Source organism: Amycolatopsis sp. NPDC047767 (assembly GCF_040704195.1).
Classification (GTDB): Bacteria; Actinomycetota; Actinomycetes; order Mycobacteriales; family Pseudonocardiaceae; genus Amycolatopsis.
Genome location: NZ_JBEYSJ010000009.1, coordinates 238741 through 254277, shown reverse-complemented (window position 1 = coordinate 254277; position 15537 = coordinate 238741). Strand labels below are relative to the sequence as shown.

Genomic DNA, 15537 nt, shown 5'->3' with positions numbered 1-15537 from the left:
GCTCAGCGCGGGGCCATGCGGATGGCGCCGTCGAGCCGGATGGTCTCGCCGTTGAGCATCGGGTTCTCCACGATGTGGCAGGCCAGCGCCGCGTACTCCGCCGGGTCGCCCAGCCGGGACGGGTGCGGCACCTGCGCCCCGAGCGACTCGACGGCCTCGTCGGGCAGCGTGGCGAACAGCGGCGTGTGGAACAGCCCGGGCGCGATGGTCATCACGCGGATCCGGAGGCTCGCCAGGTCGCGCGCGATCGGCAGCGTCATGCCGACGATCCCGCCCTTCGACGCCGAGTACGCGGCCTGCCCGACCTGACCGTCGAACGCCGCCACGGACGCGGTGTTCACGATGACCCCGCGCTCCTCGCCCACCGGGTCGACCTGCGCGATGCGCTCGGCGGCCAGCCGGAGCACGTTGAACGTGCCGATCAAGTTGACCGACACCACCTTCGTGAACGCGTCCAGCGGGAACGCGCCCTTCTTGCCGACGGTCTTCACCGCGTTGCCGATGCCCGCGCAGTTCACGACCACCCGCAGGTCGCCCAACGACGCGGCGGTGTCGACGGCGGCCCGCACGTCGGCCTCGCTCGTCACGTCGGCCGGCGCGAACACACCGTCCAGCTCCGCGGCGACCGCGGCACCGTCCGAAGTGGGCAGATCGACCACGACCACCTTCGCGCCGCGCTTGTGCAGCTCCTTCGCGGTGGCCAGGCCCAGCCCCGACGCCCCGCCGGTCACGAGCGCGACCGTGTTCGCGATGTCCATCCGTGTCCTCCTCAGGCCAGCACGCCGGCCAGGCGGCCGGCGATGATCTCGTGTGCCTCCGCGACGATGCGGGAGACCAGCTCCGCCACCGTCGGCACGTCGTGGACGAGCCCCTGCACCACACCCGCGGACCAGATGCCGAGGTCGATGTCGCCGGTCTCGTACACCTTGCGGCCGCGGCTGCCCGCCACCAGGTCGCGCACGTCGTCGAAGCCACCGCCGCCGGCGAGGATGCCGACCACTTCGCGGCTCGTGGCGTTGGACGCCACCCGGGCGGTGTTGCGCAGCGACCGGAAGATCAGCTCCGTGTCCCGCTCGGTCGCCTCGACGAGGCGCTGCTTCACGTTGTCGTGCACCGGCGCCTCGGCCGTGGCGAGGAAGCGGGTGCCCATGTTGACGCCGTCGGCGCCGAGCGCGAGGGCGGCGACGAGGCCGCGGCCGTCGGCGAACCCGCCGGAGGCGATCATCGGGATCGTCACCTGCTCGGCCGCGGCGGGGATCAGCACCAGCCCCGGGACGTCGTCCTCACCGGGGTGCCCGGCGCACTCGAACCCGTCGATCGAGACCCCGTCCACGCCGAGGGCCTGCGCCTTCACCGCATGACGGACGCTGGTGCACTTGTGCAGCACCTTCACCCCGGCCGCGCGGAACGCGGGCAGGTGCTCGGCGGGGTTGAACCCGGCCGTCTCGACGACCGGCACGCCGGAGCTGGTGATCACGTCGCGGTACTCGGCGTACGGCGGCGGGTTGATCGACGGCAGGATCGTGAGGTTCACCCCGAAGGGTTTGTCCGTGAGCTCCCGGCAGCGGACGATCTCCTTCGCCAGGTCCTCCGGCGTCGGCTGCGTGAGCGCGGTGAGGAACCCGAGCGCGCCCGCGTTGGCCACGGCGGCCACGAGCTCCGCGCGGCCCACCCACTGCATGCCGCCTTGGACGATGGGGTGCTCGACCCCGAAAACCTCGCAGAAGCGCGTGCGCAGCATCCGGACTCCCTTGTTCGGCCCACGGTTTCCGCACCGAAGGTAACTTAGCGATCGTTAGATATACAGTGACCCTGGTCTCTTGACAGCGGCGGGCGTGTTTAACGATCGTTAGATAACTTTCGACGACGCAGGGGGCACCGTGCAGCGCCAGCTCTTCACCGCCGACCACGAGGCCTACCGCGAACTGGTGCGGGAGTTCACCGCGCGCGAGGTCGTGCCGAATCTCGACCGCTGGGACGCCGACCGGCTGATCGACCGCGAGGTCTGGCGCGCCGCGGGCAAGCAGGGCGTGATCGGGCTGGCCGTGCCGGAGGAGCACGGCGGCGCCGGCCAGCCGGACTACCGCTACCGCGTGGTCGTCGCCGAGGAGCTGGCACGCGTCGGAGCGGCGTCGCTGCACTCGAGCTTCGGGCTGCAGGACGACATCATCATCCCGTACGTGCAGGACCTCGGCACCGACGAACAGCGCCGGAAGTGGCTGCCGGGCATGGCCTCGGGCGAGCTGATCGGCGCCATCGCGATGACCGAGCCGGGTGCGGGCAGCGATCTGCAGGGCGTGCGCACCACGGCCGTGCGCGACGGTGGCGAATGGGTCCTCAATGGACAGAAGACCTTCATCACCAGCGGCATCAACGCCGACTTCGTGATCGTGGTGGCGCGCACCGACCCGGCGGCGGGCTCACGCGGGTTCAGCCTGATCGTGGTCGAGAACGGCACGCCCGGTTTCACGCGCGGGCGCAAGCTCGACAAGGTCGGCCTGCACGCGCAGGACACCGCGGAGCTGTTTTTCGAGGACGTGCGGGTGCCGGCGGCGAACCTGCTCGGCACCGAGGGCCGCGGGTTCGCGCACCTGATGGAACGGCTGCCGCGCGAGCGCATGTCGATCGCCGTCGGCAGCCTCGCGAGCGTCGACGCGGTGTTCGCCGAAACGCGCGAATACTGCTTCAGCCGCAAGGCGTTCGGCAAGCCGATCGGCGACTTCCAGAACACCCGTTTCGTGCTCGCGGAGATCGCCACCGAACGCGACGTGACGGCCGCGTACCTCGACGCGTGCGTGCACGAGCTCAACGCCGGCTCGCTCTCCGCGGTCGACGCGGCGAAGGCCAAGTGGTGGGCCAGCGAGCTGCAGAAGCGCGTGATCGATCGCTGCGTGCAGCTGCACGGCGGCTACGGCTACATGCTGGAGTACCCCGTCGCCCGGGCCTTTGTGGACTCCCGCATCCAGACGATCTACGGCGGCACCACCGAGATCATGAAGGAGATCATCGGCCGTGATCTCGCCGCCGGCCACTGACCACCCCACTGACACAGAAAGCGGACGACACATGGGTTTGCGCACGGCGAAGGAGTACCGGGACGGGCTGCGCGACGGCCGTCGCGTGTTCTACCGCGGGCAGCGGGTGGCGAGCGTGGGCGACCACCCGGAGCTGACGCTCGCGGTGGACCACTCCGCGCACTGCTTCGACATCTCGCAGTCGCACCCCGAGCTGGCCGTCGCCGACGGCTACTCGGCGTTCTACCGGGTGCCGCGTTCGGCCGAGCAGCTGCGGGCCCGCGGCGAGCTGATCGAGACCGTCTCCCGGCTGGGCGGCGGGATCATCGTGCTCAAGGAGGTGGGCAGCGACGCGATGTTCGCGTTGCTGCGCACTCTGGAGGGTGAAGAGCTGGAGCGCGCGAAGGCGTTCCACGAGCGCGTGTGCCGCGACGACCTGGCCCTGGCCGTGGCGCAGACGGACGTGAAGGGCGACCGTTCGCTCGCGCCGCACCAGCAGGCCGACCCGGACCTGTACCTGCGGATCGTCGACGAGGACGCCGACTCGATCACCGTGCGCGGCGCGAAGTGCCACACGTCGTACTCGGCCAACGCCGACGAGCTGATCGTGCTGCCGACCCGCGCGATGGGTCCCGACGACGCGGACTACGCGGTGTCGTTCGCGATCCCGATCGACACTCCGGGCCTGAACATCTACGTCTCGCCCTACCTCGCCGGCGAGCGCAACGAGTTCGAGTTCCCGTTGTCGTCGAAGCACAAGATGCTCGAGAGCCTCACGGTGTTCGACGACGTGCGGGTGCCGAAGGAGCGCGTGTTCCTCAACCGCCGCCCCGAGCTGGCGGGACCGCTGGCGATCGCGTTCGTGGACTACCACCGGTTCACCGCGATCAACTACAAGCTGCCCCTGCTCGACCTGCTGGTGGGTTCGGCGACGCTGATCGCGGAGTACAACGGCATCGCGCGCGCCGGGCACGTGAAGGACAAGATCACGCAGCTGATCGCGTACGCCGAGACCGTGCGCGGGCTCGCGGAGCTGGCCGCGCTGCGGTCGCGGCCCGGGCAGGACGGCATCCAGCAGCCCGACCCCGTCGCGGTGAACACGGCGAAGTACACCTTCGCGCACGGTTTCCACGACGCGGCGGCGAAGCTCATGGACCTCGCCGGCGGTCTGCTCGCCACCGGCCCCGGCGGTGAGGACTGGGCGAACCCGGAGATCCGCGCGGTGCTGGAGAAGTACTACGCGGCCGCGGTGCCGGCCGAGCCCCGCCTGCGGCTGCTGAACCTCATCGCCGACCTCACCGCCCGCGACTACGGTGGCTACCAGGCCGTGCTCGCCACGCACGCGGAAGGTTCGCTGGAGGCGGAGAAACTGCAGATCGCCCGCACCTACGACCCGACGCGCGCCCGGGCGTACGTCAGCCGCCACGCCGGACTCGCCTGAAAGGGGCCTTCCTTGACCGCGCCAGTTGATGTGCCAGTGAAGATCGTGCAGGACGGTGCCGCGCTGCGCATCGAGTTCGACCGGCCCGACCGGCTCAACGCCGTGACCACCGCGATGCTCGTGCGCGCGGGCGACGCCGTGGAGGAGGCGCTGGCGGACGCGAGCGTGCGCGTGGTCGTGCTGACGGGTGCCGGGCGGGCCTTCTGCGCCGGCGCCGACCTCGCCGGCACCGATATCGAGGCCGACCCGGACACCGGCACGATCGACGCCGCCAACCGGCTCACCCGCCTGTTCCGCGACATCCCGAAGCCGGTGGTGGCCGCGGTGAACGGCCCGGCCGTGGGCGTGGGCTGCTCGTTCGCGCTGGCCGCGGACCTGTGCGTGGCGCGCGAGTCGGCGTACTTCCTGCTGGCTTTCGCCAACGTCGGCCTGATGCCCGACGGCGGCTCCACCGCCCTGGTGCCCGCCGCCATCGGCCGCGCGCGGGCGGCGCGCATGGCGATGCTGGCCGAGCGCGTGCCGGCTCCGCAGGCCCTGGAGTGGGGCATGATCTCCCACGTCGTCGCGGACGCCGACTTCGACGCGGAGGTCGCGCGCATCACCCGGCAGCTCGCCGAAGGCCCCACGGCTTCGTTCGCGCAGACGAAGCGGGCGTTGGCCGCTTCGTCGCTGGCCCAGCTCGACGGCGCGTTCGAGCTGGAGCGGGCCGGTCAGTCGTCGTTGTTCGCCACCAAGGACTTCGCCGAAGGCCTGGCCGCCTTCCGCGCCAAGCGTCGTCCCGAGTTCCGCGGCGAGTGAGGGCTACTGCCGCTCGTAGGGCAGCTTCTCCCCCGCCTCCACGGCGAACGGGAGCCGGTTGCCCTCGGGCGGCAGCGGGCACGTCGCGAAGTCGGTGAACGCGCAGGGCAGGTTGCGGGCCCTCGTGAAGTCCAGCGTGACGCGGCCCTGCTCGTCCGGCTTGTCCACCGCGAGCGACCGGTTGGCGGCGTAGGTGGTGACGCCGCTGGTGGCGTCGGTGAAGAGGATCGTGAAGCCGCCTTCGCGCCCGTTGAAGGCGGTGAGCGTGTACTCGGTGCCGTCGCGGGTGAACCGGACCTTGCCGGGCGCGGTGTACACGTGCGACAGCCCCTCGACCACCGCCCCCACCGTCACCGGCCGCGGCTCCTCGAACGCCTCGAACTGTGCTTCGACGGCCCAGTTCTCGTCGGGCTCGTACGCCGGCACACCCCGGAACGTCTTCAGCACCGGCGCCTCGGGATCGTGCACGCGAATCAGGTACCCCGACCGCCTCGCGATCTCCACCTCTACGGCCCCGGCCACCACCCGCGTCCCAGCGCCGCTGTTCACCAGCTCGATCCGTTTGACGCCGGTGATCTTCTCGCCCTCGTGCACGAGGTCCGCACCATCGGGGTCGACGTACGCGGCTTCCGCGTCCTGCCACCACTTCCCGGGCAGATTCCCGTAGCTGCGCGGCTCATTCCCCAGCCAGTCGAGGGAGACCAGCGCCAGCCAGCCGTAGGGCTCGGCCAGCTCCTTCTCACGCTCGAGCTTCCAGTCCTGCCAGGCTTGGGTGAAGTCCCTGGTGCTCGCCGTCATGCCTGCCCCTTCCGTCGACCCGTGCTGGAGACAACGCCTCACCGTGGGCGTTGTTCCACGTCCCACCATGCGGGCGCGGATACTTTCGGGCGAGTGGCGACGGCGACGGGAGCACCGGGCATGGCGGACGACACCGAGGCCCCGCTGGGGACTCGCTACGAGGTCTCGGGCGGGGCGATGCTGCTGCACCGCTCCGGCACCGGCGGGCCGCCCGTGGTGTTCCTGGCCGGGGGCGGCATGTTCGGCCTGTACTACCGGACCGTGCACGACCTCGTCGCGGAGTTCACCACGAGCGTGTTCTACGACCGGCTCGGCACGGCTGGAGCGACCCGGTGGAGCTCCCCCGCAGCGGCACGCAGGTCACCGACGACCTGCGCGAACTGTTGCGCGCCGCCGAAGTGCCCGGCCCGTACGTGCTGGTCGGACATTCGCTCGGCGGCCTCTACGCGCGGCTCTACGCGAAGCGGTTCCCCGGCGAGGTCGCGGGCCTGGTCCTGCTCGACCCGACGCACGAGGACATCGTCGGCTACCTGCCGGAGGAGAAGGCGCGGCTGCTGCGGAACTCCAGCACCGAGGACGTGTTCCCGCCCGAACAGCTGGACGCGATGCGGACCGCGTACCGGGCCACGTTCGGCCGGGCGCTCGCCGGCTGGCCCGCCGAGATCCGCGAGCCACTGCTGGACCAGGGGTTCAGCCGTGAGCGCTACCGGCAGTCCCTGCGGGAGCCGATGAACCTGCCGCGCCTGTTCGACGAGGTCCGCGCCGCGGGGCCCGATCCCGATGTGCCGCTGATCTTCGTGTCCGCCATGGGGATCGACCGGTTCGCCGAGGAGCTGCTGCCGCCCGAAGCGCAGGCATCGCCGGCGGAGTCCAACGAGGCCAAGCACCGGTTGTACACCGACCTGGCCGCCGCGCTCCCCCGGGCCGAAGTCCGCCGTCTGGACGACGCCGGGCACTCGGGCCTCGCCTGGCTGCGGCCGGACGCCGTGGTCCGGGCCATCCGGGACGTGTCGCCGCGCTGACCCGGGCCCGGCAAGTCTCGGGTCGGAAACGGGGGCCCTGTCGATCTCGCGACGGCGTTACGATCCGCCCTCCGGGTGAGGGGGAGCCATGGGGGAAACCGCTTCGGAGACGGCCGCGAGAACCAGGGCGCCGTTCGCGGCCGGCGGGGTCGGGATCGTGGTGGTGGTGCAGGCCGCGGTGCTCACGGCGCTGTCGGGCGGGTACGGCTTCCACCGCGACGAGTTCTACTACGTCGCCGCCGGGAACCGGCTGGCGTGGGGGTACGTGGACCAGCCGCCGTTGACGCCGGCGTTGGCGAGGCTCGCGACGAGCCTGTTCGGGGACACGGCGCCCGCGCTGAGGGTGGTCGCGACGCTGGCCGGGGTGGCGACGGTGCTCGTGCTGGCGCTGGCCGCGCGGGAGTTCGGGGCCGGGCACGCGGGTCAGGTGATCATCGCCGTGGTCACGGCGCTGTCCGGCTACGTCCTGGTCGTCTCGCACATGCTGTCCACCACGACGATCGACATGCTCGTCTGGTCGGTGCTGGGGCTGTTCACCGTCAAGCTGCTCAAGACCGGCGACGGCCGCTGGTGGCTCGCCATCGGCGCGGCGACCGGCGTCGGGCTGCTCAACAAGTGGCTCGTGCCCCTGCTGCTCCTCGCGCTGGCCGTCAGCGTGTTCATCACCGGGCCCCGCGAGGTGTTCCGGACGTGGTGGCTGGCGGCGGGCGCCGCCATCGCGCTCGCGGCGGTCGCGCCCGTGCTCGTCTGGGAGGCGCGCAACGGCTGGCCCATGGTCGCCTTCGCCGGCGGCATCAGCGAAAACGACGGCGCCGAGAACCGCCTGATGTTCGTGCCGCTGCAGATCGCGTACCTCTCCCCCGCGCTGGTGCCCGTGTGGATCGCCGGGATCGTGCGGCTGTGGAAGACGCCGCGGCTGCGCTCGCTGTCCCTCGCGTACCCGATCCTGTGCGTCGTCCTGCTCGCGCTCGGCGGCAAGCCGTACTACTCGCTGCCGCTGCTGATGCTGCTCACCGCGGCCGGCGTGCAGCCCGCGCTGGAGTGGTTCGCGCGCCGCCGGGCGAGGCGGTGGTGGCTGGTCGCCGCGGCGTTCGGGGCGGCGGTCTCCCTCGCCATCGGGCTGCCGATCGTGCCCGCGCAAGCGCTGGGCCCGGTGCTCGCGCTGAACAAGGAACAGGGCGAGCAGATCGGCTGGCCGGGGTTCGTCGCGACCGTCGCCGACGCGTGGCGGCAGATTCCCGAGAAGGCCAACGCCGTCGTCTTCACCAGCAACTACGGCGAAGCGGGCGCGATCGAGCACTACGGCCCGGCCCACGACCTGCCCGCGCCGTACTCCGGCCACATGTCCTACGCGGACTGGGGCCCGCCGCCCGACCGGATGGACGGGGCCGTGGTGCTCGTCGGCTCGTTCGACCGCCCGGCCCGCGCGTTCACCGGCTGCCGCGAGGTCGCCGTGCAGGACGCCGGGATCGACAACGACGAGCAGGGCACGCCCGTCGCCCTGTGCACCGGGACCACGGCCGCGTGGTCGGCGCTCTGGCCGAGCCTCTGCCACTTCTCCTGACGCGCTCGGTAGGGTCGCTGCGTGAGCGATGAGGCCGTGGAGATCTACACCGACGGAGCGTGCAGCGGCAACCCCGGCCCGGGCGGCTGGGGCGCTTTCCTGCGCTACGGCCGCCACGAGCGCGAGCTCTACGGCGGCGAGGACACCGTGACCACCAACAACCGCATGGAGCTGATGGCGCCGATCCGCGCGCTGGAAAGCCTCACGCGGCCCTCGGTCGTGCGCATCTACACCGACAGCACCTACGTCCGCAACGGCGTGACGCAGTGGATGCCGCGGTGGAAGAAGAACGGTTGGCAGACTGCGGCGAAGCAGCCCGTGAAGAACGCTGACCTGTGGCAGCGCCTCGACGTCGCGGGCGAGCGCCACGAGGTCGAGTGGCTGTGGGTCAAGGGCCACGCCGGCCTGCCCGAGAACGAGCGCGCCGACCGGCTGGCCGTGAAGGGTGCGCAGGAGTCCGCCCAGGCCGGGGTCAAGCGTGCCCGCGCCTGACCCACGCTGTCCCTGCGGCCTGCCCCAGCCCTACGCCGAGTGCTGCGGCCGCTTCCACGACGGCCGCCAGACCGCGCCCACCGCCGAGCTGCTCATGCGCTCGCGCTACAGCGCGTTCGCGGTCGCCGATCCCGCGTACCTGCTGGCGACGTGGCACCCGGACACCCGCCCGAAGCGGCTGCGCCTCGACGACGGTCAGGAGTGGACCGGCCTCGACATCCTCGGCGGCACGGGCGGCGGGCTGCTGCAGAACGAAGGCACCGTCGAGTTCCGCGCGCACTACCGCTTCCGCGGCAACGAAGACACGCTGCACGAGAACAGCCGCTTCGTCCGCGAAGCCGGCCAGTGGTTCTACGTCAGCGCACTCTGAACCTGTCCTGCGAAACCGCGCTCACAGGGAATTCCACAGCCGGCGTTGCCCGGCGTCCGGATCGGACACGGTCGTGCTCACGTCGTCGAACAGCCGCGTGATCCGCGCGCCGGGCTCGTACGGAGCCCAGCCCGGGTCGCCCGTCGCGACGAAGCGGACCCACACGTCGAACATCTGCGTCGCCATCGCCTGCAGCCGAGCCGGATCCGGTTTCGCCAGCGCGAACAGGAAGCGCCAGTTCTTGTTGCCGATGTCGTCGAACATCAACGGCAGGTCGAGCCCGTGCACCGCGCCGAGCCCCTTGCCGCGCGGCGCGATCCGCCAGTCGAGCCGGTACATCCACGCGGTGCCGCCGGCGGCGTGCTGCGCCTCGGCCAGCCGGATGGCGGGCAGCCACCAGTCGCCGGCCGTCCGCACGCGGTTGCGCAGCTGGTCCTCGGGCCAGCCGGGCAGCAGCTCGCGGTACGCGGCGACGCCCTTGGCGATCGTCTCGTCGTCGAGCATCGTCGAGCCGGTGCCCAGCAGCTTCGCGCGGCCGGTCTGCAGCCAGGAGAACAGGTCCTGCTCGTCGGCCGTCGTGCCGGTGAGGATCCGTACGTCGCGCGCCGCGCCGTCGGCCACGGCTTCACCCGGGTACCGCGGCAGCAGGTCGCCGTCGACGATCACGCGGTAGGTCACGAGCTTTCCCGAAGCGGCCGCGACTCGTTGCTGCGCCTCGAGGATCCGCGGCACCGGCAGCGTCGCGAGCTCGTCCGCGGCCACGCCGAGGTCGGCCAGCAGCGCCGCCGCCACGGCCTCGCCCTCGGCCGGCGTGTGCACGACCGAGCCGACGCCCGTGCCGCTCTGCACGATCGCCTGGCGGAAGAGCCCCCGCGTCCGCGGCACGGCCAGCAGCGTGCCGACGGTGCGCCCGCCGTTCGACTGCCCGGCGAGCGTCACCCGCTCCGGGTCGCCGCCGAACGCCGCCACGTTGTCGCGCACCCACTCCAGCGCGAGCACCTGGTCGTGCAGCGAAAGATTCCCCTCGGACACCCCGGGCAGCCGCAGCATGCCCAGCACCCCGAGGCGATAGCCGACGGTCACCACCACGATGCCTCGGCGCGCGTACGCCGACGCGTCGAACTGGTGCGGCGAGCCCATCACCCCGCCACCACCGTGGATCCACACCAGCACCGGGTACGGCCCGGGTGAGGCCGGCGCGTAGACGTTGACGTGGAGGCAGTCCTCCTCACCGGTGAACCCGCGCCCGGTCACCTCCGGCTGCGGCGCCCGCGCGGCGAACCGCGTCGCGTCGCGGACGCCGGCCCAGCTGCCGGCCGGTCGCGGCGGCCGGAACCGCAGCGGGCCCACGGGCGGCTCGGCGTAGGGCACGCCCAGGAAATACCCGACTCCGTCGCGCACTTCGCCACGCACCGCACCGGCTCGCGTCTCCACCGTCGTCACGCGAGCCAGCCTACTGATCACGCAGGTGGCGAGTTCCGTGTCCCGCGAGCACCCGCGGCCGCGCGCGGGTCATGATTACCCCGTGCACATCGCGGCGGAATTGGTGGCGCTGGTCGTGACGGTCCTGGTCGTCACGGTCATCGCGAGGCGTCTGGACTGGTCGGCGCCCCTGTGTCTGGTCGCGGTGGGGGTCGCGGCGTCGTTCATCCCGAGCCTGCCCGACTACCAGCTCGACCCCGAGGTCGTGCTGATCGGGCTGCTGCCCCCGCTGCTGTACTCGGCGTCGATCCAGACGTCGCTGGTGGCGTTCAACAAGCTGCGCGGGCCGATCCTCGTGCTGTCGGTGGGTCTCGTCGTGTTCACGGCGTTCGGCGTCGGAGTGGTCGCCTGGGCCGTGGTGCCGGGCCTGCCGCTCGCCGCCGGGATCGCGCTCGGCGCGGTGGTCGCGCCGCCCGACGCGGTGGCGGCGAGCGTGGTCGCGCGCCGCGTCGGCATGCCGCGCAAGCTCGTGCGGCTGCTGGAGGGCGAGAGCCTGTTCAACGACGCGGCCGCGCTGGTCACCCTGCGCACGGCAATCGCGACCATCGCCGGGTCGATCAGCCTGTGGCAGGTCGGGCTCGACTTCCTGCTCGCCGCGGTCGGCGGGATCGTGGTCGGCCTCCTGGTCGGCTTCGTCGCGACCCAGCTGCGCAAGCGCCTGGAGGAACCGGTCACGGACACGGCGCTGTCGTTCGCCGTGCCGTTCGTCGCGTACCTGCTGGCCGAGGTCGCGCACGGCTCCGGGGTGCTCGCGGTGGTCGTCTGCGGCCTCATGCTCGGCCACGAATCGCCGCGCATTCTCTCGGGCTCCACCCGGCTGGCGTCGCGGCTCAACTGGCAGACCGTGCAGTTCCTGCTGGAGAACATGGTTTTCCTGCTGATCGGCCTGCAGCTGCGCGGGATCCTCATCGACGTCTCCAAGACGGGCCTGTCGGTGTGGGAGCTCCTCGGCATCTGCGCGGCGGTGCTCGGCACGGTGATCCTCACGCGCGTGCTGTGGCTGATCGGCATCGGCGTGCAGAAGCGCCTCACCGCCCGCTTCGTCAAGAAGCCGAAGATCTGGCCCTGGCGCTACTCCGCCGTGATCGCCTGGGCCGGCATGCGCGGTGTGGTCACGCTCGCCGCGGCGTTCGTGCTCCCGGCCGACACCCCGCAGCGCGCCGTGCTGGTGCTGGCCGCGTTCGTGGTCGTGGCCGGCACGCTCGTGGTGCAGGGCATGACGCTGCCGACGCTGATCCGGCGCCTGCGCCTGCCACGGCCCGACCCGGCCGAAGACGCGCTGCAGGAAGCCGCCGTGGTCAACGACATGACCCGCGCCGCGCTCGCGAAGCTCGAGGAGATCAGCACCCCGGACGACCCGCCCGACATCGTCGAACGGCTGCGCGACCGCCTCCAGTACCGCGCCGACTCGGCGTGGGAGCAGCTCGGCCGCCAGAGCGCGCTCGCGGAGACGCCGAGCGACGCCTACCGGCGGCTGCGCCTGCAGCTGCTGGAAGTCGACCGCGAGCAGTTCCTGCTGGCGCGCGACAACGGCACGGCCGACGACACCGTGCTGCGCCGCGTGCTGGCCCGGCTCGACATCGAGGAGTCGCTGCTCGACCGCGTCGAAGAGGAAGCACCGGTCGTCGAGCGCGAGCTGAGCACGCCGGCCGTCACGGCGCGCTCGTGCAAGCACCTGGCGCACCCGTGGCGCGACGTCGACCCGAGCTCTCCCGACGTCTGCGCCGCGTGCATCGCGGAAGGCACGACCTGGGTTCATCTGCGCATGTGCCTCAAATGCGGCAACGTCGCGTGCTGCGACTCCTCGCCGCGCAAGCACGCGACACTGCACTTCCACGACAGCCGCCACCCGGTGATGCGCAGCTTCGAACCGGGTGAGACGTGGCGCTGGTGTTTCGTGGACAAACAGCTGGGCTGAGGACCCCGGCTCGCAACCCGGCCCGGATAGGGTCGGGGCCATGAGCACGCCCGAGCAGGAAGTCGAATACCGCCAGCACCGGTTCAGCCCCCCGCCGGGAGCGACCGAGATCTTCCTGGTGCGCCACGGAGAATCCGCGCCCGCGCGGATCAGCGCACCGTTCGACCTCGTCGACGGCCAGGCCGACCCCGACCTCGCACCCGAAGGCCGCGACCACGCCCTCCGCATCGGCGAACGGCTCGTCGGCGAGCGCATCGACGCGCTCTACGTCACGACGCTGCGGCGCACCGTGCAGACCGCCGCGCCGCTCGCCGAGAAGCTCGGCCTCACGCCCGAGGTCGTGCCCGAACTGCGCGAAATCCACCTCGGCGACTGGGAGAACGGGCTCTTCCGCCAGTACACGACCGAGGGGCACCCGATCGTCGACCGGCTCTGGACCGAGCAGCGCTGGGAAGTGATCCCGGGCGCGGAGTCCGACGAGGCGTTCGGCCTGCGCATCCGCCGGGCACTCACGCGGATCGCCGAGGCGAACCCCGACCGCCGCGTCGCGGTGTTCACCCACGGCGGCGTGATCGGCGAGGTGTTCGCGCAGGCGAGCCGCGCGGTCGACCGCTTCGCGTTCCTGGGCGCGGACAACGGGTCCATCTCCCACCTCGTGGTGCACGGCGACCGGTGGCTCGTGCGGCGTTTCAACGACACCGCTCACCTGGCGGCGCCGCTCGGCTGACGCCGGGGCACCCACGCGAAGGTCCACCGGCGGCGCACCGGCTCGTCGCGGCGGATGAACCCCGCCGCGACGAGCTGCACGGTCGTCAGGACGGCAACGGATTCCGCGGCCAGCAGCCCGATCAGCACGAGCGCCTGCGCGATGCCGGCCTGAATCGGGCCCGCGCCGCCGAGCAGCAGACCGACATACGCGCCCGGCAGCGTGACCAGCCCGACCGTGCGCGTCTGGTCGAGCGCCGGGATCAGGGCCTGCCCGGCCGACGGACGGCAGATCTCCAGCGCGGCCAGCCGGGGCAGGAAACCCAGCGCCAGCGCGGCTTCGTACTCGCCGTGGCGCAGGGCGAGCTCGTCGAGCGCGCGGCGCGCCGACTGCGACGTGGCGGTCATCGTCCCGCCGATCACGATGCCGGCGATCGGCACGACCGTGATCGGTTCCGGCGGCACAACTCCCGATGCGAGCACCAGGGCCAGCACGGGCGCGACACCCGAGGCCAGCGCCAGCGCGACCCAGCCGATCCGGCGCGGCACCCCGATGCGAGAGGCCGACGTGACGACGGCGATCGCGAACATCAACAGCACGAACAGGCCGGTGAGCCAGCCCGACCGCAGGATCAGCGTGATCACCAGGGACACGAGCGCGAGCTGCGCGATCGCGCGGACCGCCGCCACCAGCACCGCCCGGCCCTGCCCCAGCCCGCCGAAGCGCACCACCGCGCCTCCGGCCAGCGTGAGCACCGCGAGGACGATCACCAGGGCGGGCCCGAACCCGATCGCACCGTTCACGCCCGTGATCCTGCCCCAGGCAGGCTCACCCGGACCTCATGCGGTGCAGCTGAGCTGCGCGCCCTCCCCCGACACGGACTTCTCGGCGACGACGGCGCCGTCCACGGTGATCCGGCAGGTCAGCGCGCCCGGCCCGGCGCTCTGCGCGGCGAGGCTCGCGAACTCGGCTTCGCCGGCGGGCGCGGTGCGCGTGACGGTGACCGACCACGGCGTGGTGACCTCGGTCTGCTGCTCGAGGCCCGCGTCGGCGGCCACGTAGGTGAGGTTGCGGGCGCCGCCTTCGCCTTCGAGCGCGTAGACGATGGTGCGGGTGACGTCCTGGACGGCCACGGGCTCGGCCTGCGCGACCTCGGTCGGGGACGCCTGGCCGGGTTCGCCGGCCCTCGGCGCCGCTTTGGGCGTGACGTACGAGGCCACGGCGATCGCGACGGCGATGACGCCGACCACGACGACCACGCTGCCGAGCGGCTTGAGCCGGCCCGGACCACCCGCACCCGGCGGCGATGCCGGAGGGGTCGCGGCAGGAACACTCATGGAGAGGTCTTCTCTCGTTCGAGCGCACTTCTGACGAGTACGATGCCTGGTTCTCGTCCGAACGTCACTCGGCGTTAGCCAACCGCGCAAAGTTGGTGAAACTTCACCCTTACGGGTGCCCCAGTGGACCAGTCACCGATGTGGTCACCACGGACGATGCCCATAACACCGTCGTGATAGCCGGTCACGGAGAGTCAGTCCACGACCCCCTGTTCGGCCAGCATCCGCAGCACGCGCTGCCCGGCGGGCGGGCACACCGCGGCGTCGGCGGAGCCCAGCCACGCCGCCTCGGCGATCTCGGCCGACGGCGCCGGCTCGCCCGTGTGTTCGGCCGTGTAGCAGGTCATGCGCACGCGGCGGCCGTCGGCGAACCCGTCGGCCTGCTCGTCGAGCAGCGCGAAGAACCGGAAGGTCAGCGGGTCGAGCTCCACGCCGAGCTCTTCGCGGATCTCGCGGCACAGCCCCGCGACGTCGCCCTCGCCCGGCTCGCGTTTGCCGCCGGGCAGGTAGAACTTCTCCTTGCCCCGCGTGCGCACCGACAGCAGCCGCCGGTCGCGGACGTGAACCCAGGCCAGCGCGTCGATCGGGGTCATGG

At 72.0% G+C, this 15537-nt stretch carries 16 protein-coding genes; 9 read left to right on the top strand and 7 right to left on the bottom strand.

The window, feature by feature from the left end; genetic code table 11:
- Window positions 1-2: 2 nt before the first annotated feature.
- The gene (locus tag AB0878_RS19290; RefSeq protein WP_366581557.1) at window positions 3-758 is read right to left on the bottom strand and encodes a 3-hydroxyacyl-CoA dehydrogenase; all 756 of its coding nucleotides are present in this window, start codon (window positions 756-758) and stop codon (window positions 3-5) included.
- A gap of 11 nt (window positions 759-769) precedes the next feature.
- Complete coding sequence (locus tag AB0878_RS19285; protein ID WP_366581556.1) at window positions 770-1741, bottom strand: nitronate monooxygenase family protein; 972 nt, start codon at window positions 1739-1741, stop codon at window positions 770-772.
- A gap of 139 nt (window positions 1742-1880) precedes the next feature.
- On the opposite strand from AB0878_RS19285, the gene AB0878_RS19280 reads away from it, so the two are divergent.
- From AB0878_RS19280 to AB0878_RS19270, 3 genes are read left to right on the top strand one after another with little or no spacing between them, the layout of a single operon-like run.
- On the top strand, window positions 1881-3035 hold the full coding sequence (locus AB0878_RS19280; RefSeq protein ID WP_366581555.1) for an acyl-CoA dehydrogenase family protein: 1155 nt from the start codon (window positions 1881-1883) through the stop codon (window positions 3033-3035).
- A 31-nt stretch (window positions 3036-3066) separates the two neighbouring features.
- Window positions 3067-4455 (top strand): 4-hydroxyphenylacetate 3-hydroxylase N-terminal domain-containing protein, encoded by a 1389-nt coding sequence (locus AB0878_RS19275; protein ID WP_366581553.1) that lies wholly within the window; start codon window positions 3067-3069, stop codon window positions 4453-4455.
- 36 nt (window positions 4456-4491) lie between these two features.
- Window positions 4492-5253 (top strand): enoyl-CoA hydratase-related protein, encoded by a 762-nt coding sequence (locus AB0878_RS19270; protein ID WP_366581551.1) that lies wholly within the window; start codon window positions 4492-4494, stop codon window positions 5251-5253.
- Between the two features lie 3 nt (window positions 5254-5256).
- Here AB0878_RS19270 and AB0878_RS19265 read toward each other — a convergent pair whose 3' ends face one another.
- Complete coding sequence (locus AB0878_RS19265) at window positions 5257-6051, bottom strand: DUF1684 domain-containing protein (RefSeq protein ID WP_366581549.1); 795 nt, start codon at window positions 6049-6051, stop codon at window positions 5257-5259.
- Window positions 6052-6101: 50 nt separating this feature from the next.
- Between AB0878_RS19265 and AB0878_RS19260 the strand changes: the two genes are divergently transcribed.
- The 4 genes from AB0878_RS19260 (at window position 6102) to AB0878_RS19245 (ending at window position 9499) form a co-directional block, all read left to right on the top strand.
- Window positions 6102-7073: an alpha/beta fold hydrolase gene (locus tag AB0878_RS19260; protein WP_366581547.1), complete on the top strand. Its 972-nt coding sequence runs from the start codon at window positions 6102-6104 to the stop codon at window positions 7071-7073.
- Between the two features lie 88 nt (window positions 7074-7161).
- Entirely contained in the window at window positions 7162-8637 is a 1476-nt protein-coding gene (locus AB0878_RS19255) for a glycosyltransferase family 39 protein (protein ID WP_366581545.1), read from the top strand.
- Window positions 8638-8658: 21 nt separating this feature from the next.
- Window positions 8659-9129, top strand: a complete 471-nt coding sequence (gene rnhA / locus AB0878_RS19250) for a ribonuclease HI (RefSeq protein WP_366581543.1) — start codon at window positions 8659-8661, stop codon at window positions 9127-9129.
- Window positions 9116-9499: a YchJ family metal-binding protein gene (locus AB0878_RS19245; RefSeq protein ID WP_366581541.1), complete on the top strand. Its 384-nt coding sequence runs from the start codon at window positions 9116-9118 to the stop codon at window positions 9497-9499. The genes rnhA and AB0878_RS19245 overlap by 14 nt, the downstream gene beginning before the upstream one ends.
- A gap of 21 nt (window positions 9500-9520) precedes the next feature.
- Here AB0878_RS19245 and AB0878_RS19240 read toward each other — a convergent pair whose 3' ends face one another.
- On the bottom strand, window positions 9521-10942 hold the full coding sequence (locus tag AB0878_RS19240) for a carboxylesterase family protein (RefSeq protein ID WP_366581539.1): 1422 nt from the start codon (window positions 10940-10942) through the stop codon (window positions 9521-9523).
- An 82-nt stretch (window positions 10943-11024) separates the two neighbouring features.
- On the opposite strand from AB0878_RS19240, the gene AB0878_RS19235 reads away from it, so the two are divergent.
- Together AB0878_RS19235 and AB0878_RS19230 are read left to right on the top strand one after the other, a co-directional pair.
- The gene (locus AB0878_RS19235; RefSeq protein ID WP_366581537.1) at window positions 11025-12899 is read left to right on the top strand and encodes a Na+/H+ antiporter; all 1875 of its coding nucleotides are present in this window, start codon (window positions 11025-11027) and stop codon (window positions 12897-12899) included.
- A gap of 40 nt (window positions 12900-12939) precedes the next feature.
- Window positions 12940-13626: a histidine phosphatase family protein gene (locus AB0878_RS19230; RefSeq protein ID WP_366581535.1), complete on the top strand. Its 687-nt coding sequence runs from the start codon at window positions 12940-12942 to the stop codon at window positions 13624-13626.
- Here the strand turns inward: AB0878_RS19230 and AB0878_RS19225 are convergent.
- The 3 genes from AB0878_RS19225 to AB0878_RS19215 all read right to left on the bottom strand — a co-directional run bounded on the left by AB0878_RS19225 (window position 13602) and on the right by AB0878_RS19215 (window position 15535).
- On the bottom strand, window positions 13602-14408 hold the full coding sequence (locus AB0878_RS19225) for an ABC transporter permease (RefSeq protein WP_366581533.1): 807 nt from the start codon (window positions 14406-14408) through the stop codon (window positions 13602-13604). The two genes, AB0878_RS19230 and AB0878_RS19225, sit on opposite strands and share 25 nt — an antisense overlap.
- Before the next feature lie 36 nt (window positions 14409-14444).
- Window positions 14445-14942 (bottom strand): MmpS family transport accessory protein, encoded by a 498-nt coding sequence (locus AB0878_RS19220; protein ID WP_366581531.1) that lies wholly within the window; start codon window positions 14940-14942, stop codon window positions 14445-14447.
- 194 nt (window positions 14943-15136) lie between these two features.
- Window positions 15137-15535 carry an NUDIX domain-containing protein gene (locus AB0878_RS19215; protein ID WP_366581529.1) on the bottom strand — a complete coding sequence of 133 codons (399 nt, stop codon included), beginning with the start codon at window positions 15533-15535 and terminating at the stop codon, window positions 15137-15139.
- Between the last annotated feature and the right edge of the window lie 2 nt (window positions 15536-15537).

Bases quoted from the DNA above. Each gene is read 5' to 3' on its own strand.
- AB0878_RS19290 (WP_366581557.1), bottom strand. From the start codon at position 758: ATGGACATCGCGAACACGGTCGCGCTCGTGACCGGCGGGGCGTCGGGG.
- AB0878_RS19285 (WP_366581556.1), bottom strand. From the start codon at position 1,741: ATGCTGCGCACGCGCTTCTGCGAGGTTTTCGGGGTCGAGCACCCCATC.
- AB0878_RS19275 (WP_366581553.1), top strand. From the start codon at position 3,067: ATGGGTTTGCGCACGGCGAAGGAGTACCGGGACGGGCTGCGCGACGGC.
- AB0878_RS19265 (WP_366581549.1), bottom strand. From the start codon at position 6,051: ATGACGGCGAGCACCAGGGACTTCACCCAAGCCTGGCAGGACTGGAAG.
- AB0878_RS19255 (WP_366581545.1), top strand. From the start codon at position 7,162: ATGGGGGAAACCGCTTCGGAGACGGCCGCGAGAACCAGGGCGCCGTTC.
- AB0878_RS19230 (WP_366581535.1), top strand. From the start codon at position 12,940: ATGAGCACGCCCGAGCAGGAAGTCGAATACCGCCAGCACCGGTTCAGC.
- AB0878_RS19220 (WP_366581531.1), bottom strand. From the start codon at position 14,942: ATGAGTGTTCCTGCCGCGACCCCTCCGGCATCGCCGCCGGGTGCGGGT.
- AB0878_RS19215 (WP_366581529.1), bottom strand. From the start codon at position 15,535: ATGACCCCGATCGACGCGCTGGCCTGGGTTCACGTCCGCGACCGGCGG.